Below are 18,388 nucleotides of genomic sequence, written 5' to 3' on the forward strand. Positions count from 1 at the left end.
AGATGGTCATGTCTGATTTTCCAAGCAAGGCCCGTGTGGTCATCATCGGCGGTGGTGTGGTGGGCACCTCCAGTCTGTATCATCTGGCAAAGAAAGGTTGGACCGATTGTGTCTTGCTGGAAAAGAACGAACTGACCGCTGGGTCCACCTGGCATGCGGCCGGAAATGTGCCGACCTTCTCCAACAGCTGGGCGATAATGAACATGCAGCGCTACTCCACCGAGCTATATGCGCGGTTGGGGGAAGAGGTTGATTACCCAATGGGATACCACCAATCGGGTTCGATCCGGCTGGCACACACCAGAGAGCGGGTGCAGGAATTTGAGCGCGCCATGTCCATGGCCAAATACCAAGGCATTCCGATGGAAATGTGGACCCCGGAAGAGGCCAAGGAACGTTATCCGTTTCTTGAAACCCATGACCTTGAAGGCGTGCTCTATGACCCAACTGACGGTGACATAGATCCGGCACAACTGACGCAAGCGCTGGCCAAAGGCGCGCGCGACATGGGGCAGAAAATCCTGCGCTTCTGTCCGGCGACCGGCGTGACGCAGCAAGAAGACAAGAGCTGGATCGTCCATACGGAAAAAGGCGACATCGCCTGTGATTATGTGGTCAATGCGGCTGGGTATTATGCGCAGCGTGTGGGTGAATGGTTCAAACCCTATGGCGGGCGTTCAGTGCCGATGATGGTGATGAGCCACCAGTATCTGCTGACGGAAGAAATCCCCGAAGTCGAAGAGTGGTCCAAAGCCAACGGTGGCAAAAAACTGCCGCTGCTGCGTGACGTGGACGTGTCCTACTACCTGCGGCAGGAGAAACACGGCTACAATCTTGGCCCCTACGAGCCGAACTGTAAGGCCCATTGGGACACGGATGCCGACCCGATGCCGGATGACTTCTCCTTCCAGCTCTGGTCTGACGATCTCGATCGGATTGAAGACATTGTCACAGACGCCATGGAGCGGGTACCGCTGATGCAAACTTCCGGCGTGAGCCGTGTGATCAATGGCCCAATCCCCTATGCGCCCGACGGCTTGCCGTTAATTGGTCCCATGCCCGGTGTGGAAAACGCCTTTGAAAACTGCGTGTTCACCTTTGGCATCGCCCAAGGGGGCGGTGCCGGCAAAGTGCTCGCCGAATGGATCGTGGATGGCCACACGGAGTGGGACATGTGGGCCGTCGATCCGCGCCGCTACACTGATTACACAGATCACGATTACTGCGTGAAGAAAGGCATGGAGGTTTACGGAAACGAATACGCCATGCATTTCCCGCATCACGAATGGCCCGCCGCCCGGGACAAGAAGCTCTCCCCCGTCCATGACCGGGTTGTCGCATCTGGCGGTGTTATGGGGGCCTATAACGGATGGGAGCGAGCGAACTGGTTTGCCAAAGAAGGTGATGACACGTCGCTCGCTGCCACCCACACCTGGGGCCGCTCCGGTCCTTGGGAGCAACGTGTAAAAGAAGAATGTGAATCCGTGCGCGACCACTGCGGCGTGCTTGATCTGCCTGGCTTCTCCCGCTTTATGGTCACAGGCGAAGGTGCTGCAGAAACCCTACGCGGTCTGGTCACTGGCGGCTTGCCAAAAGTAGGCCGTATGAACCTCGTCTACATCTCCGACGATCGGGGGCGCATCCTGACAGAAATGTCCTGTATTCGCATGGGTGAAGACCAGTTCCTCATGATCACCGCCGCCACAGCACAGTGGCATGACCGAGACATCCTGATGCGTGCAATGCCCGCAAGCGTGACGGTCGAAGACGTCACCACTACCCGAGACACGCTGATTGTGACTGGGCCAAAGTCACGCGACATCCTTGCAGGCCTGACTGATGCGGACCTTCAAAGCGGCTGGCTCACCCACCAGAGCGCTACCGTGGCTGGGCAACCCGCCTATTTGATCCGTGTGTCCTTTGCTGGAGAGTTGGGCTGGGAGGTGCATGCGCTCAACGAACATATGCCGGCAATTTACGATGCAGTCCGCGACGCCGGTGCGACGCCATTTGGCATGTATGCCCTGAACTCGCTGCGTTTGGAGAAAGGCTATCGTGCCTGGAAAGGCGACCTGTCCACAGATTACTCTCTGCTCGAAGGCGGGTTGGAAAGGTTTGTGAAACTGGACAAACCACAGGGTTTCCCAGGCAAAGCCGCGATCCAGAACGAGAAACAGCAAGGCGTGCAAAAGTCCTTTGTCACTTTGAAGGTCGACGCCGGCGACGCAGACGCGCCTTACATGTCCTGTATCTACCACGGGGATCAGATCGTTGGCGAAACCACGTCCGGCGGTTGGGGTTATCGCGTGAACGCGTCAATCGCGCTGGGCATGGTGAAGGCCGAACTAGCAGCGCCGGGTACTGAACTTACGGTCGAGATTTACGGGCAGAAATGCCGCGCGGTGGTGCAGGAAGATCAACCGATGTGGGACCCAGAAAACGAACGGCTGCGGGCATAATGTGCCCCGGTCTTCTCTTAGCCTGAAATATTCCGGGGGTCTGGGGGCAGCGCCCCCTGCCGGTCGCCTGGCGCAAGCCATGTGAAACACCGAAAAGGACGTAGCTTATGGTTGATCTTCCAAGCAAAGCCCGTGTGGTTATCATCGGCGGCGGTGTGATTGGCTGCTCTGTTGCCTACCACCTTGCCAAACTGGGCTGGAAAGATGTCGTTTTGCTGGAGCGTAAACAGCTCACCTCCGGCACCACATGGCATGCCGCAGGCTTGATCGCGCAATTGCGCGCGACCGCCAATATGACAAAGCTCGCGAAGTATTCTCAAGAGCTCTACGGCAATCTCGAAGCCGAGACAGGCGTCGCCACAGGCTTCAAACGCTGCGGGTCCATAACCGTTGCCCTGACCGAAGAGCGCAAGGAAGAAATCTTCCGCCAGGCCGCCATGGCCCGCGCCTTTGGGGTGGAGGTTGAGGAGGTCTCTCCAACCGAAGTCAAAGCCCGTTATGAGCATCTCAACATCGACGATGTCACCGCTGGTGTATACCTGCCGCTCGACGGTCAAGGCGATCCAGCCAATATCGCTCTGGCGCTGGCCAAAGGTGCCCGCCAAATGGGGGCAACGGTCAAGGAGCGTGTGAAAGTCACCAGTATCTCCAAGTCGGGCCGCAAGGTGACGGGCGTGGACTGGGTGTCGGACGACGGCAAGGAGCAAGGCCAGATCGCTTGCGACATGGTGGTGAACTGTGCAGGCATGTGGGGACATGAAGTTGGCCGCATGGCAGGCGTGAATGTGCCTCTGCACGCCTGTGAGCATTTCTATATCGTCACTGAAAACATCCCACAGCTCACCCAAATGCCGGTCCTGCGCGTGCCGGATGAATGCGCCTACTACAAGGAAGACGCAGGGAAAATCCTGCTGGGCGCCTTTGAGCCAAACGCCAAACCTTGGGCCATGAACGGTATCCCAGACAGCTTTGAATTTGACCAGCTGCCGGAGGATTTCGACCACTTTGAACCTATTCTCGAAGCGGCGGTGAACCGTATGCCGATGTTGGCGGAAGCAGGCATTCACACCTTCTTCAACGGCCCGGAGAGCTTCACACCGGATGACGCCTACCACCTTGGCCTCGCGCCAGAGATGGACAACGTCTGGGTCGCCGCCGGTTTCAACTCGATCGGCATCCAATCGGCGGGCGGCGCGGGCATGGCGCTGGCGCAGTGGATGGACGACGGCGAAAAGCCGTTTGATCTCGGCGATGTGGACATCTCCCGCATGCAGCCGTTTCAAGGCAACAAAACCTACCTATTTGAGCGCTCCAAGGAAACTTTGGGCCTGCTCTATGCGGATCACTTCCCTTATCGTCAGAAGGCCACCGCACGTGGTGTGCGCCGCACGCCATTCCACCATCATCTGAAAGAACAGGGTGCGGTTTTTGGAGAACTCGCGGGGTGGGAGCGCGCCAACTGGTTTGCAAATGAAGGCCAGGAACGGGAATACCAATACACGTGGAAACGCCAGAACTGGTTTGAGAACTCTGCCGCCGAGCACCGCGCCATTCGCGAAAATGTTGGCATGTACGACATGTCGTCCTTTGGCAAAATCCGGGTCGAGGGCCCAGACGCCGAAGCCTTTATGAACTACGTGGGCGGCGGCGACTACTCGGTGCCCAACGGCAAGATTGTTTACACTCAGTTCCTAAACCGTCGCGGTGGGATTGAGGCTGACGTGACTGTGACGCGCCTGACCGAAACCTGCTATCTGGTGGTGACTCCAGCGGCGACGCGCCTCGCGGACCAAACCTGGATGGAACGTCACAAGGGCGACTTCAACGTGGTGATCACCGACGTGACACCGGGCGAAGGTGTGCTGGCGATCATGGGGCCCAACTCCCGAAAACTGCTGGAAAAAGTCTCCCCTGCCAATTTCTCCAATGCTACCAACCCCTTTGGTACCGCACAGGAAATCGAGCTGGGCATGGGGCTCGCCCGGGCGCACCGCGTGACATACGTGGGGGAATTGGGCTGGGAGATCTACGTGTCCTCCGACATGGCAGGTCACGCCTTTGAAACCCTCTGGGAGGCGGGGCAAGACATGGGGCTGAAGCTTTGCGGCATGCATATGATGGACAGTTGCCGCATCGAAAAAGGCTTCCGCCACTTTGGTCATGACATCACCTGCGAGGATCATGTGATTGACGCGGGGCTCGGGTTTGCCGTGAAAGCCGACAAGCCAGACTTCATCGGCCGCGAGGCTGTGATTACCCGCAAGGAAAGCGGCCCGCAAAACCGGATGCTGCAGTTCAAACTGACCGATCCGGAGCCACTCCTCTTCCACAACGAGCCAATCCTGCGGGACGGTGAATATGTGGGCTACCTGACATCCGGCAACTACGGCCACACTTTGGGCGGCGCCATGGGCCTTGGCTATGTGCCATGTGCTGGTGAGAAAGTCGCCGAGGTGCTCGCCTCGACCTATGAGATCGACGTTATGGGCACCAAAGTGCAAGCCGAAGCCTCGCTGAAGCCGATGTACGATCCCAAATCAGAACGCGTCAAAGTCTAAGCTGCCTCCGCATCGCTGACCTTAGAAAGGGCCATCACATTTTGTGATGGCCTGTCGCACGAAAAGTGGCATTTCCTTCTGTCCCTCACAGCGCTACCAAAGTGCGTCGCGGCAGGAGGAACCGATCATGGCCACACGTGCAGAACAGCCGGAAAACGTCGATACGCCACAGGGGTTGGCCTATGCGATGACGGCCTATCTTCTCTGGGGGTTCCTGCCGCTCTACATGAAGCTTGTGGCCCATATGCCCGCGCTCGAAGTGGTGGCACATCGGGTGATTTGGTCCGTGCCCATCGCAGGGCTTGTGCTCATTGTTCTACGCCGCACCTCGGATCTTGTCGCGGCTCTGCGCAACCTGCGCACCTTGGCGATGGGGTGCCTCACCGCTGCGCTGATCACGGTGAACTGGGGCGTTTATGTCTGGTCCATCGCCAATGACCGCGCGCTGGACGCGGCGTTGGGCTACTACATCAACCCGCTGTTCAGCATTGCTCTGGCCTCTATGTTGTTGGGTGAAAAGCTGACACGTCTGCAGTGGGTTGCTGTCGCTTTGGCCGCCGCTGCTGTGGGTGTGCTCTGGGTTGATGCGGGCACCTTGCCATGGGCAGCGCTTGCCCTCACCGTGTCTTGGGGCTTTTACGCCTTTTTCAAAAAATCGCTTCCTGTTGGCCCCAATCAAGGCTTCCTGCTGGAAGTGATCATTCTCACTATTCCGGCAATTGGATATCTGTTGTGGTTGACGTCACAAGGGCAGGGGCATTTTGCCGGCACCACTCGGGACACAGTCCTGCTGATGGGCTGCGGTGTGGTCACAGCGGTGCCACTTCTGTTTTATGCAAACGGTGCCAAGCTCCTGCGGCTCTCCACCATCGGGATCATGCAATATGTCGCGCCGACGATGATCTTCTTGATGGCCGTCTTTGTGTTCAACGAACCATTTGGCCAAGCGCGCATGATTGCTTTCCCAATGATCTGGACCGCACTTGTGGTGTACTCGATCCCAATGATCCGCGACTTGCGCAACGCCCGTCGGTAATCAGCCTTTGAAATGTCTGCGTATGTGGGCGGCAATCAACTGCCCCCACAGCGTGTAGGCTGCTTCCGAAGGATGGTAGCCGTCTTCCGCCAGAAACCGGGGTTCAAACGGCACATCTATAGGCAGGTGTGTCATCACGGAATGGCCCTCACAAACGTCGGCCAACGCGTGGTCCAACCTTTGCGCCTGCTGCCCGATCACCCAGCGTAACGGCTGAGGCAATTCTGGATAGGCGCCCATAGGCGGCAGTCCCGAGGCAACAATCAGTTTTGCGCCAAACCTTTTTGTCAGAGTTTTTGCCAGTTGCCGTTGTTGTTTTTGCCAAAGTCCGCGTCTGTTTCCACGTGTCACATCATTGACGCCAAGGGCGGACACAACCACATCAAAAGGGGTGGTTTCTACAGCCGCCAATCGCTTCAGTATCACCCCTGTTGTGGCGCTGGTCTCGCCAATCAACCGCCATCTCACGGCAAAATCAGGGGAGAGCGCTGCGACCAACTGGCCTGACAGCGCCGCTTCCTGGCTGCCTGCGCCAACACCTGCAGCAGAGCTGTCTCCAAGGATTAACAGCCGCAGCGATGTGCCGGATCCGGCACAGCCCTCTCGGGCTCCAAGCGGCTCCGTCAAGATATTGGCCCGCCGCCGCACGCCCATTGCCTGAGCGACAAGCAGGGGGGCCAGCGGGAGGCGAACAACCTGATCCAGTGCAACGCGCATTTTGGTTTAACTCATCGCATCCTTGAATTTGAGAAATCGGGCGTCGGTCATGACGCGTTTGTTCATGGCTTCGCGCAAGGCACCAATGGTTTTGTACGGCCGCATGACCACTTCAAAATGCTGGATGTCGCCCGCCTCATTTAACGTGATCAAATCGACGCCGACGCAATCCAACTCGCCAACCTTGCACTGGAATTCCAGCGCCCAGTCGTTGCCATCCCCCATCACGCGGCGATAACGGAACTCGCTGAACACCTGGCCAACATGGCCCAAAACGGCGGCAACCGCGTCGCGTCCTGTCCAGGTCGCCCAGTAGGTTGGCGGCTGAAATGTCGCGTCTTCTGCCAGCAGCCCCTTAATGTCCTCTTCGTTGCCTTTGGCGACCACTTCCTGCATGCGCAAAATCGTTGGATGCATATTCGGCCCTTCCCTCAATTCCCGTTTTAGACAGCCTGCCGATCCCTGCGTGTAACTCAAGGTTGACGTTGGGTTGCCGTGCGCTCGTCAAAGCCCTATGTCGGGCGCCATGACCGAGATCACGCCCTATGACCCGCCGATGGACCCGCTTGTTGTCTTGCATGAGGACAGCGACATTGTTGTGGTTGATAAACCTTCCGGCCTGTTGTCCGTACCTGGGCGCGGGGAGCATCTCGCCGATTGTCTGCTGGCTCGGGTTCAGGTGGCGTTTCCAACGGCACTGCTGGTGCACCGCTTGGATCGGGACACCTCAGGTGTGATGGTTTTTGCGCTGACGCCACATGCGCAGCGGCATCTGTCCAAACAGTTTGAAGAGCGCAAAACCAAAAAGACCTATGTTGCCCGTGTTTGGGGGCAGGTGGCGGAGAAAACTGGCACCGTGGATCTGCCATTGATCGTGGATTGGCCAAATCGCCCGTTGCAGAAGGTGGACCATGAGAATGGCAAACCCGCGCACACAGACTGGCGGGTGCTGAAAGTGAAAGACAATGAGACGCGCATGCGTCTGACGCCTAAGACCGGGCGCAGCCACCAGTTGCGCGTGCACATGCTTGCGCTGGGGCATGTGATCTTGGGGGACCCGCTCTATGCCAAAGGCGATGCACGGGCATTTGACCGCCTGATGTTGCATTCTGAGGAACTGCGAGTCAGCCACCCAGAAAGCGGTAAAGGCATGTCGTTCCGCGCCAAAGCGCCGTTTTAAGCGGCGTCTTTGAAGGCTGCGGCTAGGATGGCCGACATCTGATCGGCATCTTCCTGGGTGAAAGCGTCTGGCTGATCGCTGTCGATGTCAAACACGCCAAGCAGCTCTCCCGCGCCATTCCAAACCGGCAACACCAATTCCGAGCGTGTTGAGGATGCACAGGCAATATGCCCTGGAAACGCATCAACATCTGGCACCAGCTGCACTTCGCCAGTCCGCGCGGCCGCGCCACAGACGCCGCGGGCAAAGGGGATCACCAAACAGCCATGCCCGCCCTGGTAGGGGCCAATTTTGAGCAGTTCCGGTGCAACCACGCGATAAAACCCGGTCCAATCAAACCGATCATCAGCGTGATGCACTTCGCAGGCCACCGTGGCCATAAGTGCGACTGTATCCGCCTCACCTTCGGTCAAAGATACAATGGTTTTGGACAGGGTGTCGTAGTTGATGGACATGTCAGACCCTCAAAAGGAAATCGCGCGCAAGGAGGCCAAGCGCGCGATCAAAATGTTTAGCGGTTAAACGCCTGCGTCGACGATGGCTTTGGCCAGAACCGGTACGGTCTGGGCGTTCAGGCCTGCGATGTTCATGCGGCTGTCGCCGACCATGTAAATCGCGTTGTCGACGCGGATTTTCTCCACCAAATCCGGCGTGGTGCCAAGACGGGAGAACATGCCCCGGTGCTGCGCCAGGAAACCAAACCGGTCAGAGTTGCTCAGACGCTTGAGTTCTGCTGCCAACTGCTCGCGCAACGCCAGCATGCCGAGACGGGTCTCTTCCAGCTCTGCCATCCAATCTGCCTTCAGCTCAGGATCGGTCAGGATGGTGGTCACCACGCGTGCGCCGTGGTCAGGCGGGAAGGAGAAGTTCTGACGGTTCAGGTGGTTCAGATTGCCCTGTGTCACCGCGGTGTTGTCCGCTTTTTCGCTCATCGCAATCAGCAGTCCAGTACGTTCGCGATAGATGCCGAAGTTCTTGGAGCAAGACGCCGCGATCAGCAGCTCTGGCACAGACTTCGCCACCAAACGGGTTGCTGCCGCATCTTCTTCCAGACCATCGCCAAAGCCCTGATAGGCAATGTCGATCATCGGAGTGCAGCCTTTGTCGTTGATCAGATCGATCACGTTCTGCCACTGCGGCAGAGTCAGGTTGGCGCCTGTTGGGTTGTGGCAGCAGCCGTGCAGCAGCACAACGTCGTCGCTGGTCACATCTGCCAGATCTTCCATCATGCCGTCAAAGTTAACAGCACGGGTCTCGTCGTCAAAATAGCGATACTTCACCATTTCGATGCCCAGGTATCCCAGAATGCTGATGTGGTTCGGCCAAGTCGGATCGGACACAAACACGCGTGCTTTTGGGTTGGCCATTTTAATCAGCTCAAACGCCTGACGGATTGCGCCGGTGCCACCTGGGGTCGCCACTGCGGCCAGTCGGTCGCGCTCAACGGCACCCGCCAAAAGCATATCGATCATTGCATCGGCATAGGCTGGATCGCCCGCCAGACCGGTGTAGGCCTTGGAGGTTTGTTCTTCGACAATCTTACGCTCAGCGGCCTTTACGGCACGCATCACCGGGGTCACCCCTTCAGCGTTTTTGTACACACCTACGCCCAGGTCCACCTTGGTGGGACGTGGGTCGTCGCGGTACATGGCCATCAGGCCGAGGATTTTGTCTTTGGGCTGCTCTTTGAGGTTGGTGAGCATCACGCTTCTCCGGTTGCTACGGGCAGGGTGGGGAAAGCCCCCCATTCGGCCCATGATCCATCATATAGGGAATGGTCGGTCTTGCCGAACCGCTCCATCGCAAGGCACAGGATCGCGGCGGTGACACCGGATCCACAGCTGGTGATGGCGGGTTTGGTCAAATCAATATCGGCAGCTTCAAACACCGCGCGCAGCTCTTCTGAGGACTTCATAACCCCATTGTCGATCAGGGTGGCGTAATGCACGTTCTTGCTGCCCGGGATATGCCCGGCGCGCAGACCGGCGCGCGGCTCCGGCTCAGCGCCTGCAAAACGTGATGGCCCACGGGCGTCGATGATTTCATGGTCGGCCAGCTTCGCTGCATGCGATACTTGGGTCACGTCCCGCACCATGTGGTTCTGGCGACGCACAGTCATATGGCGGTCACGGATCACCGGCGGAAGATCATCCGTTGGGCGTCCTTCGGCGATCCACTTCGGCAGGCCACCGTCCAACACAGCCACGTCTTTTTGCCCCATCAGCTTGAACAGCCACCACACGCGGGCCGCAGAAAATATCCCTGACCCGTCGTAGACCACAATCTGGTGACCATCGCCCACGCCCATGGCGCGCAGCCGGGACATAAATTTTTCAACTGGGGGCACCATATGTGGCAGGTCGCTGCGGCCGTCGGAAATATCGTCGATGTCAAAGAAACGCGCACCGGGAATATGCACATCAGCAAATTCTTCACGGCCGTTGCGCCCCATGTCCGGCAAATACCAGGAGGCGTCTAAAAGCCGCAAATCGGGGTCTTTGAGATGAGCGGCCAGCCACTCTGTCGAAACAAGCGTTTTGGGATCGTCAGACATGTTATCCCTCTTCTGTCACGTCTGTGCCATTGCCTACATCTGGCGTGCCCCATAGGCAAGAGCGGCCTCGCAACACACGACAAAGTAATGCGGTCCCCTGCGCAATTTTCTTGAACTGGCGGGCTGTATTGTTCGTACTGAGAGGAGGCGAAGAGGGAAATCTCAATGCAAGATGTGGTGGTGATTTTGGGCAGTGGCCCCAACGCAACCGAGGCACAAAGCTGGTCTCGCGACATGTTTGACCACTTGGTGGCGCTCAATAATGCGTGGCGGGTGCGCGACGACTGGAGCCACTTTATCCATCCAGAAGACTTCCCCGAAGAACGATATCCGCCCTCTCAGTCTTCCGCGCAGAATGAGGTGACCTACCAAGACTATGTTCCGCAAAACAACGCTTTTGGTGGCGTGCTTTTTGCCGGTGGGACCATGGCCTTTACAGCAGCCTATTGGGCATTGGGGGCGTTTAAGCCCAAAGTGTTGGCGTTTATTGGCTGCGACATGGTCTATCCCACTGTCGGCCATACACATTTTTATGGCACTGGCGCTGCTGATCCCCTGCGCGAAGATGTGTCGTTGCAGAGTTTGGAGGCAAAGGCCGCCCGGCTGGGGCTTATAGCTGCTGCCCATGGCTGCACCTGTGTCAACCTTTCCCGCTTAGAAAGCGTGCTGCCTTATGAGCGGTATCATGCATCTCAGCTGCGTGATCTATCTGCGCCAGTGGTGCGGCCCGTGTTTGCAGTCAACAGAATTCAAAGGGCCGAGGCCGCGTTGGGGTATGAAGCACCAAGTGGTCGATATTGGGACATACTGGATCAGATAGACCCAGAAAAAATCACGCAGATTGATCAGATGTGGCTACAGGCCTACGAAGAAACCTAGTCGCCGTGCCGCAATAGCCGCTGTTTTTGACGGCCCCAATCCCGTTTGGCGTCTGAGGCACGTTTGTCGTGGTTTTTCTTACCCTTGCCGATGCCGACCTTCATTTTCACAAAGCCTTTGTGATTGAAGTACATCACGATGGGGACAATTGTCATGCCCTTGCGCTGTGTTGCATTCCACAAGTTGGACAGTTGTTTTTTACTGACCAGAAGCTTGCGCTTGCGGCGTTCCATGTGCGGGAACATGGCCCGCTCATACGGTGCAATGTATGAGTTCACCAACCACAACTCACCATCTTCCACAGCGGCATAGCTTTCCGCGATGTTGCCAGATTTTTCGCGCAGCGCCTTGACCTCAGACCCTGACAAAACAATGCCCACCTCGATGTCATCCTCGATGGCATAATCAAACCGTGCCCGCCGGTTTTCGGCGATCACTTTGTAATTCGGGTCAGAGTTCTTTTGTGTCTTGGCCATAATGAGAGTGGCATAGCGCGCTCGTGCAGCAGTGTCCATGGCCGCCAACCGCTAGGGTGGCGCAGACGACACAAGCCCAAAATTGGGCGGCATTTTAGTGGACGCACCTCAGACCTTTGGGTAACTTGGAAAAAAACGGGACGCAATGATCCCGATATTGAGGCAGTACGAATATGACTTTCCCCGAGCGGTTTTCGAACCTACCGGCTTATGCGTTTCCGCGTCTGCGGGCGCTGCTTGACCATTTGGAACCCGGCGGCCCTGTGGTGCATATGACCATTGGTGAGCCGAAACATGCGTTCCCTGCGTGGGTGACGGATGAAATTGTGGCCCATGCAGAAGGCTTTAACCGCTATCCTCCCAACGATGGCACGCCGGAGTTGCAATCCGCCATCGCAGGCTGGATTGACCGCCGCTATGGCGTGAAAGTGGATGCCGCGACGCAGGTTATGGCCCTCAATGGCACCCGCGAAGGGCTGTACAACGCTGCCATGGCGTTGTGCCCGGAACAGAAAAATGGCCACCAGCCGCTGATCTTGACGCCCAACCCGTTTTATCAGGTCTATGCCGTTGCCGCCCAATCGGTTGGGGCGGAGGCGCGCTTTGTGCCGGCCACCGAGGCCAGTGGCCATTTGCCGGATATTGCTTCGCTGCCTGAAGCAGACCTCGATCGGGTTGCGATTGCGTACGTCTGTTCTCCGGCCAACCCACAGGGCGCTGTGGCGGATCGTGACTATTGGAAAGCGCTGATCGCCTTGGCTGAGAAGCACGATTTCCAGATTTTTGCCGATGAGTGCTATTCCGAGATCTACCGTGACACGCCGCCTCCCGGTGCGCTCGAAGTCGCCAAAGAGGTTGGCGCTGATCCAGAACGCGTGTTGATTTTTCATTCTCTGAGCAAACGCAGCAATCTACCGGGTTTGCGATCAGGATTTGTCGCGGGTGGCCCGGAAAGCCTGCGCCGCATCAAACAACTGCGTGCCTATTCTGGTGCGCCGTTGCCACTCCCGCTGCAAAAAGCAGCTGAAAAGGTTTGGAACGACGAGGCTCACGTGATCGAAAACCGCCGCCTGTATGCGGCGAAATTTGATCTGGCGGACAAAATCTTCGCTGATGTGCCGGGCTACAAAAGCCCCGAAGCGGGCTTCTTTCTCTGGATTCCTGTGGAAGACGGTGAGGCGGCCGCGATCAAGGCGTGGACAGAGACCGGCATTCGGGTCCTTCCCGGTGCTTACCTGAGCCGCGACGTAAACGGGGTAAACCCCGGTAAGACATATATCCGGGTCGCTCTTATAGCGCCCCAAAACGAAGTGGCAGACGCGCTGACCAAGCTGCGCAACTGTCTCTACGGATAAGAAGAGACGAGGTGGATCATGGCATATCAAGCGCGCGGACGCGGACCCTTGTTGGATAGCGCAACCCAGGCCGCTGTGGAAAAACGCGGCAAAGAGCTGATCGGCATTGCATTGATTGTGGTGGCGGTTTTGCTGGCGGCCACAATTCTCTCCTATTCGCCAACAGATCCAAGCTGGATCTCAGTGACCGACGCCCCGGTGGAAAACCTGCTGGGACGTTTGGGGGCGTCCATCGCGGCACCACTGTTTATCATCGTCGGCTGGGGCAGTTTTGGCTTGCCGCTGATCCTTGGTGTTTGGGGTGTGCGATTTGCCTTCCACTTTGGCGAAGAACGGGCGCAGAGCCGAATTATCTTCGCGCCAATTATGTTGGCCTTGGCGGCAATCTATGCCTCCACACTGGCCCCCGGTGCGGAGTGGATTCACGCCTTTGGACTTGGTGGCTTGTTTGGTGACACGGTTATGGGGGCCTTGCTCACCATCCTGCCAATCAGCGCGCAATCCGGCGTGAAACTCATGTCCATGCTGGCGGGCGTAGTGTTTGTGCTCTCCAGCACCTTTGTGTTGGGCTTCACGCGCATTGAATTGGGCAATTTTGCCCGCCGCTTTATGATTGGCCTCGTGCTGACCTATGATGCCATCATGCGGCTGCTCGGGCGCAGTGCCACGGGTGCGGTGCAAGCAGCCAAAACCGCACAAGCCCGCCGTGTTGAACGCCGCGAAGAGGCGCAGGCCAACTACGAAGCAGAACAGGCCGCGTGGGAAGACACTGTGGTCGAGGATGTGGCAGAGCCGTATGTGCCCGTTGAGGCAGAGCGTCCAAAACCTCGTTTGCGCATGCCTGCGCTGATCAAACGCGCTGAACCCGCGCCAGACCCCATGCCCGAACCAGAACTGGTCGAAAACGTCTTTGCGGATGATTGGGACGTGAAGCCCGAGGAAGAGCGCATCAGCGCCAAGATCGCGGATGTGATGCGCACCCGTGCGCGTGCGGGCGCTCCAGTTGCTCCTCCTGAACTGCATCGTGACAAGCCGCTGACCAAGGGCCGCGGCCGTGGTCCCGATCCTTTGGTGTTGGAGGATGACACCCCAGAGCATCACGTGCCTTTGCAGGCAGAGCCACCTTTGACAGCAACGCCAACACTAACACGCGCCGAGCCACCGCTTTCCGCGCCCGTCACGGCTGCTGTTGCCGCTCATGTGGCTGCACCACAAGTGTTGGAACGTGCGCCGGCAGAAGAACCCACCCAATTTGAGGCGGCTCCAATTGTCGAGCCGATGCCATCGCAGCCACGCATGGCGCCCATTCCCACAGCGGAACCCAAAAAGGTTGTGCAGCCGCGTGTCATCAAATCCGTGCAGCCGTCAACACGGGCCAAAGAGGAGGCGCAGCCTTCGCTGGCGTTTGAGGAAAGCCAATCTGAGTATGAGCTGCCTCCGCTGGGTCTCTTGGAGAGCCCAATGGAAATTCAGCGCCATCATCTCTCTGACGATGCGCTAGAAGAAAACGCCCGCATGCTGGAATCCGTTTTGGATGATTACGGCGTGAAAGGTGAGATCGTCTCGGTCCGCCCGGGTCCGGTTGTGACCATGTATGAGCTTGAGCCGGCGCCGGGCCTTAAGGCCAGCCGCGTGATCGGTCTGGCTGATGACATCGCCCGCTCCATGTCGGCGTTGTCTGCCCGTGTGTCTACCGTGCCGGGTCGCTCTGTGATTGGCATCGAATTGCCAAACGAAAACCGCGAGAAAGTGGTGCTGCGCGAAATCCTTGCCGCCCGTGACTTTGGCGACAGCAACATGAAGCTGCCTTTGGCGCTGGGCAAAGACATTGGTGGCGATCCCGTAGTGGCCAACCTCGCCAAAATGCCTCACTTGCTAATCGCAGGGACCACCGGGTCTGGTAAATCCGTGGCAATCAACACCATGATCCTGTCGCTGCTCTACCGTCTGACACCAGACGAGTGCCGCATGATTATGATCGACCCCAAAATGCTGGAACTGTCGGTCTATGATGGCATTCCGCACCTGCTTTCCCCGGTTGTGACCGACCCGAAGAAGGCGGTTGTGGCGCTGAAGTGGGTCGTTGGCGAAATGGAAGAGCGTTATCGCAAAATGTCCAAAATGGGCGTGCGCAACATCGACGGCTACAATAGTCGCGTTGCGGATGCGCTGGCCAAAGGCGAGACCTTCTCACGCACGGTGCAAACCGGTTTTGATGACGACACGGGTGAGCCGGTGTTTGAAACCGAAGAGATTGTGCCTGAGAAAATGCCCTATATCGTCGTGATCGTCGACGAGATGGCTGACCTGATGATGGTGGCGGGCAAAGAAATCGAAGCCTGCATCCAACGTCTGGCGCAGATGGCGCGTGCCTCTGGTATCCACCTGATCATGGCCACGCAGCGTCCGTCGGTGGATGTGATCACCGGCACCATCAAAGCCAACTTCCCGACCCGAATTTCTTTCCAGGTGACCTCAAAAATCGACAGCCGGACGATCCTGGGTGAAATGGGCGCAGAACAGCTGCTCGGCATGGGCGACATGCTGTACATGGCCGGTGGCGCCAAGATCACGCGTTGCCATGGCCCGTTTGTGAGCGACGAGGAAGTCGAAGAGATTGTGAATCACCTCAAGAGCTTCGGCCCGCCGAGCTATATTGGCGGCGTGATTGATGGCCCTGCTGACGACAAAGCGGACAATATCGACGCGGTTCTTGGCCTGAACACAGGCGGCAACACCAATGGCGAAGATGCGCTCTATGATTCTGCAGTGGCCATTGTCATTCAGGACCGTAAGTGCTCGACCTCTTACATCCAGCGTAAGCTGGCCATCGGCTACAACAAGGCCGCACGCCTGGTGGAACAGATGGAAGACGAAGGTCTTGTCAGCCCGGCCAACCATGTTGGCAAACGCGAAATTCTGGTGCCTGAGCAGTGATGCTCAGGCCTGATCACATTTTTTTGTAACGCGTATCAGGGTAAGCGGGCAAAGCGCCCCTATATTGGACCTATGACCAAACTTAAAACCTTTGCCACCGCTGCTATTATCTCTCTAGCCACTGCCATGCCTGCCGTGGCGGAAAAGCTGTCGCTCAATCAGATCAGCGCCTATTTCAATACGCTCAAAACCGCGAAGTCCGACTTCATGCAAATCTCGGATGATGGTTCAGTGCAGACCGGCACGCTGTTTATTCAGCGCCCCGGCAAGATGCGCTTTGAGTATGATCCGCCGCAAAAGGCGTTGGTGCTTGCCTCCAACAATGCCGTGGCGATTTTTGACAACCGCGCCAAAGGAGAACCGGAAACCTATCCTTTGAAGCGCACACCATTGTCGATCATTCTGGCACGCAAAGTGAACTTACAATCCGCCAATGCGGTGGTGGGGCATAGCTATGACGGCAAGCACACCATTGTCACGGCACAGGACCCCAAGAATCCGGACATTGGGCGCATTCAGATGAAGTTTTCGGGCTCTCCGGTCACGCTGGACGAGTGGGTGATCCAGGACGCACATGGTGGTCGCACAACCATTCGTTTGGGCGACACCGAAACCGGGATGACCTATCCACGTGCATTGTTTGACATTGATACAGAACGTAGCAAGCGTCGTCGTTGAGGCGCTTGTTTAGGCAATGATGTCCGGTGTGAGCCGGTCTTCAATACGCGAAATGATGTCTTTGAGGCGCAGCTTCTGCTTCTTTAGGCGCTGAATCGTCAGCTGATCCCCCGTGCCACGATGCACCAAAGCATTGATCGCTTCGTCCAGATCGCGGTGCTCTTGTTTGAAGACCTCCAGCTCGACACGCAAAACGTCGTCGGTTTTCATCGCAAGGTCGGTGGTGGCATTCATGTCTGGGTCCTTAGCCTAAACGGACTCCTAAGATAGGGCTTTCCTGACCCGCTGAAAAGAAGGCGATTTGTCCATTTTTTGATAACCTGTTTAGCATTCCCCATCGCGACCCTTGCAGCACAGGACATGCTGTCCCATATTCATAGAGCGCGAGGTTGCCAGAAAGGGGTCTCGGCGCAGACTGTCGCTTTGCACAAGGACGGGTCAATGACCAAACTTTCTTTGGGGTCGCATCCCCACATGCTGGGTTTTGAACAGCTCGAACGCCTCCTCGAACGGACCGCCAAATCCGCTGAGGGTTATCCCCCGTTTAACATCGAACAAACCGCAGACTATGCCTATCGCATTACGCTGGCTGTCGCAGGTTTTCGCGAAGAGGATCTGAGCATCACGGTGGAAGATCGCCAATTGGTTGTTCGTGGCCGCTCCTCTGAGGATGCAAGCGAGCGGGTGTTTCTGCACCGGGGCATCGCCTCTCGCCAGTTCCAGCGCAGCTTTGTGCTCGCGGATGGTGTTGAGGTAGGAGAGGCAACAATGGAAAACGGCCTCCTACACATCGATTTGTCCCACGCGCGGCCAGAGACTGTTGTTCAAACCATCCAAATCAAAAAAGGATAGACCCATGCACAATGATGAAACACAGAGCGAAGTTGCCGAAGATCGCACCGTCTATGTGCGTGAAGTTATGGTCTCTGACCTGCCAGAAGAGATGCAAGAGGAGGCTGATGGTGCTGAAACCCTGTTTGCAGTGCATGCCACCGATGGTGAGCGTCTGGCGCTGGTGAAAGACCGTGGATTGGCCTTTGACTTGGCCCGCCAGAATAACTTTTGGCCAGTGACCGTGCACTAGGAACGCTGAGACATTCCAATACCGAAGAAGGCGCCATCTGGCGCCTTCGTTATTTCAGAGGCACTTCAACGGTCTCTTCTCCCCAGCCATCTTGGTTGCATTTGGCACGCACATAGATCGTCGTGATTTCCGGCGGAATCCAAACGCGGGACAGGCTGCGCGTGAACGGCTGCTCGTTCACATGCGGATGCGCCAGAATACGGGTGCCCATAACCTGGCCATCTTCGGTTTCTAAACGCCAGCCATCTGCATAGTGATCCCAGCCTGTGTCCGGATGTTCAAGGGTGACATCAAACCGCCAGCCAGCATCACTTTGGGTGGCTTTCACATCGGTGATCTGGGCAGGATCGGCCAACGCCGTCTGGGCGGCAAACATTATCGGTAGAACAAAGTATCGCATGTCGTGAGGGTAGCAGTCCGGATTCCCCCTGTCGCGTTTTCAATCGGTAAAAAGAAACCCGGGCCGCGATGGCCC

At 57.3% G+C, this 18,388-nt stretch carries 18 protein-coding genes; 10 read left to right on the forward strand and 8 right to left on the reverse strand.

Annotated features, from left to right (window positions below; all coding sequences use genetic code 11):
• Positions 1-8 precede the first annotated feature (8 nt).
• The 3 genes from Q0955_RS09685 (at position 9) to rarD (ending at position 6,053) form a co-directional block, all read left to right on the forward strand.
• A complete protein-coding gene (locus tag Q0955_RS09685; protein WP_299423657.1) occupies positions 9-2,459 on the forward strand; it encodes an FAD-dependent oxidoreductase in 2,451 nt (816 codons plus the stop codon).
• Positions 2,460-2,566: 107 nt separating this feature from the next.
• Positions 2,567-5,017, forward strand: a complete 2,451-nt coding sequence (locus tag Q0955_RS09690) for an FAD-dependent oxidoreductase (protein ID WP_299423660.1) — start codon at positions 2,567-2,569, stop codon at positions 5,015-5,017.
• A gap of 127 nt (positions 5,018-5,144) precedes the next feature.
• Positions 5,145-6,053 carry an EamA family transporter RarD gene (gene rarD / locus Q0955_RS09695; protein ID WP_299423663.1) on the forward strand — a complete coding sequence of 303 codons (909 nt, stop codon included), beginning with the start codon at positions 5,145-5,147 and terminating at the stop codon, positions 6,051-6,053.
• On the opposite strand, the gene Q0955_RS09700 is transcribed toward rarD, so the two are convergent.
• Both Q0955_RS09700 and Q0955_RS09705 read right to left on the reverse strand, forming a co-directional pair.
• Entirely contained in the window at positions 6,054-6,770 is a 717-nt protein-coding gene (locus Q0955_RS09700; protein ID WP_299423666.1) for an SGNH/GDSL hydrolase family protein, read from the reverse strand.
• A gap of 6 nt (positions 6,771-6,776) precedes the next feature.
• Complete coding sequence (locus tag Q0955_RS09705; RefSeq protein WP_299423668.1) at positions 6,777-7,187, reverse strand: nuclear transport factor 2 family protein; 411 nt, start codon at positions 7,185-7,187, stop codon at positions 6,777-6,779.
• A gap of 109 nt (positions 7,188-7,296) precedes the next feature.
• Between Q0955_RS09705 and Q0955_RS09710 the strand changes: the two genes are divergently transcribed.
• Positions 7,297-7,950: an RluA family pseudouridine synthase gene (locus tag Q0955_RS09710; RefSeq protein WP_299423671.1), complete on the forward strand. Its 654-nt coding sequence runs from the start codon at positions 7,297-7,299 to the stop codon at positions 7,948-7,950.
• On the opposite strand, the gene Q0955_RS09715 is transcribed toward Q0955_RS09710, so the two are convergent.
• From Q0955_RS09715 to sseA, 3 genes are all read right to left on the reverse strand, one after another.
• Positions 7,947-8,405, reverse strand: a complete 459-nt coding sequence (locus Q0955_RS09715; RefSeq protein WP_299423674.1) for a GAF domain-containing protein — start codon at positions 8,403-8,405, stop codon at positions 7,947-7,949. The genes Q0955_RS09710 and Q0955_RS09715 overlap by 4 nt on opposite strands.
• Before the next feature lie 63 nt (positions 8,406-8,468).
• Positions 8,469-9,653: an amino acid aminotransferase gene (locus Q0955_RS09720; RefSeq protein ID WP_299423677.1), complete on the reverse strand. Its 1,185-nt coding sequence runs from the start codon at positions 9,651-9,653 to the stop codon at positions 8,469-8,471.
• On the reverse strand, positions 9,653-10,504 hold the full coding sequence (gene sseA, locus Q0955_RS09725; protein ID WP_299423680.1) for a 3-mercaptopyruvate sulfurtransferase: 852 nt from the start codon (positions 10,502-10,504) through the stop codon (positions 9,653-9,655). The genes Q0955_RS09720 and sseA overlap by 1 nt, the downstream gene beginning before the upstream one ends.
• 165 nt (positions 10,505-10,669) lie before the next feature.
• Between sseA and Q0955_RS09730 the strand changes: the two genes are divergently transcribed.
• On the forward strand, positions 10,670-11,383 hold the full coding sequence (locus tag Q0955_RS09730) for a hypothetical protein (protein ID WP_299423682.1): 714 nt from the start codon (positions 10,670-10,672) through the stop codon (positions 11,381-11,383).
• Here the strand turns inward: Q0955_RS09730 and smpB are convergent.
• Entirely contained in the window at positions 11,380-11,859 is a 480-nt protein-coding gene (gene smpB, locus Q0955_RS09735; protein ID WP_299423685.1) for an SsrA-binding protein SmpB, read from the reverse strand. The genes Q0955_RS09730 and smpB overlap by 4 nt on opposite strands.
• A 173-nt stretch (positions 11,860-12,032) precedes the next feature.
• On the opposite strand from smpB, the gene Q0955_RS09740 reads away from it, so the two are divergent.
• The 3 genes from Q0955_RS09740 to Q0955_RS09750 all read left to right on the forward strand — a co-directional run bounded on the left by Q0955_RS09740 (position 12,033) and on the right by Q0955_RS09750 (position 16,829).
• A complete protein-coding gene (locus tag Q0955_RS09740) occupies positions 12,033-13,214 on the forward strand; it encodes an aminotransferase class I/II-fold pyridoxal phosphate-dependent enzyme (protein ID WP_299423687.1) in 1,182 nt (393 codons plus the stop codon).
• A gap of 18 nt (positions 13,215-13,232) precedes the next feature.
• The gene (locus Q0955_RS09745; RefSeq protein ID WP_299423690.1) at positions 13,233-16,151 is read left to right on the forward strand and encodes a DNA translocase FtsK; all 2,919 of its coding nucleotides are present in this window, start codon (positions 13,233-13,235) and stop codon (positions 16,149-16,151) included.
• Positions 16,152-16,223: 72 nt separating this feature from the next.
• Positions 16,224-16,829: an outer membrane lipoprotein carrier protein LolA gene (locus tag Q0955_RS09750; RefSeq protein ID WP_299423693.1), complete on the forward strand. Its 606-nt coding sequence runs from the start codon at positions 16,224-16,226 to the stop codon at positions 16,827-16,829.
• A gap of 9 nt (positions 16,830-16,838) precedes the next feature.
• On the opposite strand, the gene Q0955_RS09755 is transcribed toward Q0955_RS09750, so the two are convergent.
• Positions 16,839-17,063, reverse strand: a complete 225-nt coding sequence (locus Q0955_RS09755) for a DUF465 domain-containing protein (protein WP_299423696.1) — start codon at positions 17,061-17,063, stop codon at positions 16,839-16,841.
• A gap of 207 nt (positions 17,064-17,270) precedes the next feature.
• Between Q0955_RS09755 and Q0955_RS09760 the strand changes: the two genes are divergently transcribed.
• Together Q0955_RS09760 and Q0955_RS09765 are read left to right on the forward strand one after the other, a co-directional pair.
• The gene (locus Q0955_RS09760) at positions 17,271-17,681 is read left to right on the forward strand and encodes an Hsp20 family protein (protein WP_299423699.1); all 411 of its coding nucleotides are present in this window, start codon (positions 17,271-17,273) and stop codon (positions 17,679-17,681) included.
• 4 nt (positions 17,682-17,685) lie between these two features.
• Positions 17,686-17,913, forward strand: coding sequence for a DUF1150 family protein (locus tag Q0955_RS09765; RefSeq protein ID WP_299423701.1), 228 nt, complete (start codon positions 17,686-17,688; stop codon positions 17,911-17,913).
• 49 nt (positions 17,914-17,962) lie between these two features.
• Here Q0955_RS09765 and Q0955_RS09770 read toward each other — a convergent pair whose 3' ends face one another.
• On the reverse strand, positions 17,963-18,313 hold the full coding sequence (locus tag Q0955_RS09770) for a hypothetical protein (RefSeq protein WP_299423704.1): 351 nt from the start codon (positions 18,311-18,313) through the stop codon (positions 17,963-17,965).
• Positions 18,314-18,388 lie beyond the last annotated feature (75 nt).

The organism is uncultured Shimia sp. (genome assembly GCF_947493595.1).
Lineage (GTDB): Bacteria > Pseudomonadota > Alphaproteobacteria > Rhodobacterales > Rhodobacteraceae > Shimia.

Bases quoted from the DNA above. Each gene is read 5' to 3' on its own strand.
- Q0955_RS09730 (WP_299423682.1), top strand. From the start codon at position 10,670: ATGCAAGATGTGGTGGTGATTTTGGGCAGTGGCCCCAACGCAACCGAG.
- rarD (WP_299423663.1), top strand. From the start codon at position 5,145: ATGGCCACACGTGCAGAACAGCCGGAAAACGTCGATACGCCACAGGGG.
- Q0955_RS09700 (WP_299423666.1), bottom strand. From the start codon at position 6,770: ATGCGCGTTGCACTGGATCAGGTTGTTCGCCTCCCGCTGGCCCCCCTG.
- Q0955_RS09755 (WP_299423696.1), bottom strand. From the start codon at position 17,063: ATGAATGCCACCACCGACCTTGCGATGAAAACCGACGACGTTTTGCGT.
- Q0955_RS09760 (WP_299423699.1), top strand. From the start codon at position 17,271: ATGACCAAACTTTCTTTGGGGTCGCATCCCCACATGCTGGGTTTTGAA.
- Q0955_RS09740 (WP_299423687.1), top strand. From the start codon at position 12,033: ATGACTTTCCCCGAGCGGTTTTCGAACCTACCGGCTTATGCGTTTCCG.
- smpB (WP_299423685.1), bottom strand. From the start codon at position 11,859: ATGGCCAAGACACAAAAGAACTCTGACCCGAATTACAAAGTGATCGCC.
- Q0955_RS09770 (WP_299423704.1), bottom strand. From the start codon at position 18,313: ATGCGATACTTTGTTCTACCGATAATGTTTGCCGCCCAGACGGCGTTG.
- Q0955_RS09750 (WP_299423693.1), top strand. From the start codon at position 16,224: ATGACCAAACTTAAAACCTTTGCCACCGCTGCTATTATCTCTCTAGCC.
- Q0955_RS09710 (WP_299423671.1), top strand. From the start codon at position 7,297: ATGACCGAGATCACGCCCTATGACCCGCCGATGGACCCGCTTGTTGTC.
- sseA (WP_299423680.1), bottom strand. From the start codon at position 10,504: ATGTCTGACGATCCCAAAACGCTTGTTTCGACAGAGTGGCTGGCCGCT.
- Q0955_RS09765 (WP_299423701.1), top strand. From the start codon at position 17,686: ATGCACAATGATGAAACACAGAGCGAAGTTGCCGAAGATCGCACCGTC.
- Q0955_RS09685 (WP_299423657.1), top strand. From the start codon at position 9: ATGTCTGATTTTCCAAGCAAGGCCCGTGTGGTCATCATCGGCGGTGGT.
- Q0955_RS09705 (WP_299423668.1), bottom strand. From the start codon at position 7,187: ATGCATCCAACGATTTTGCGCATGCAGGAAGTGGTCGCCAAAGGCAAC.
- Q0955_RS09690 (WP_299423660.1), top strand. From the start codon at position 2,567: ATGGTTGATCTTCCAAGCAAAGCCCGTGTGGTTATCATCGGCGGCGGT.
- Q0955_RS09715 (WP_299423674.1), bottom strand. From the start codon at position 8,405: ATGTCCATCAACTACGACACCCTGTCCAAAACCATTGTATCTTTGACC.
- Q0955_RS09720 (WP_299423677.1), bottom strand. From the start codon at position 9,653: ATGCTCACCAACCTCAAAGAGCAGCCCAAAGACAAAATCCTCGGCCTG.
- Q0955_RS09745 (WP_299423690.1), top strand. From the start codon at position 13,233: ATGGCATATCAAGCGCGCGGACGCGGACCCTTGTTGGATAGCGCAACC.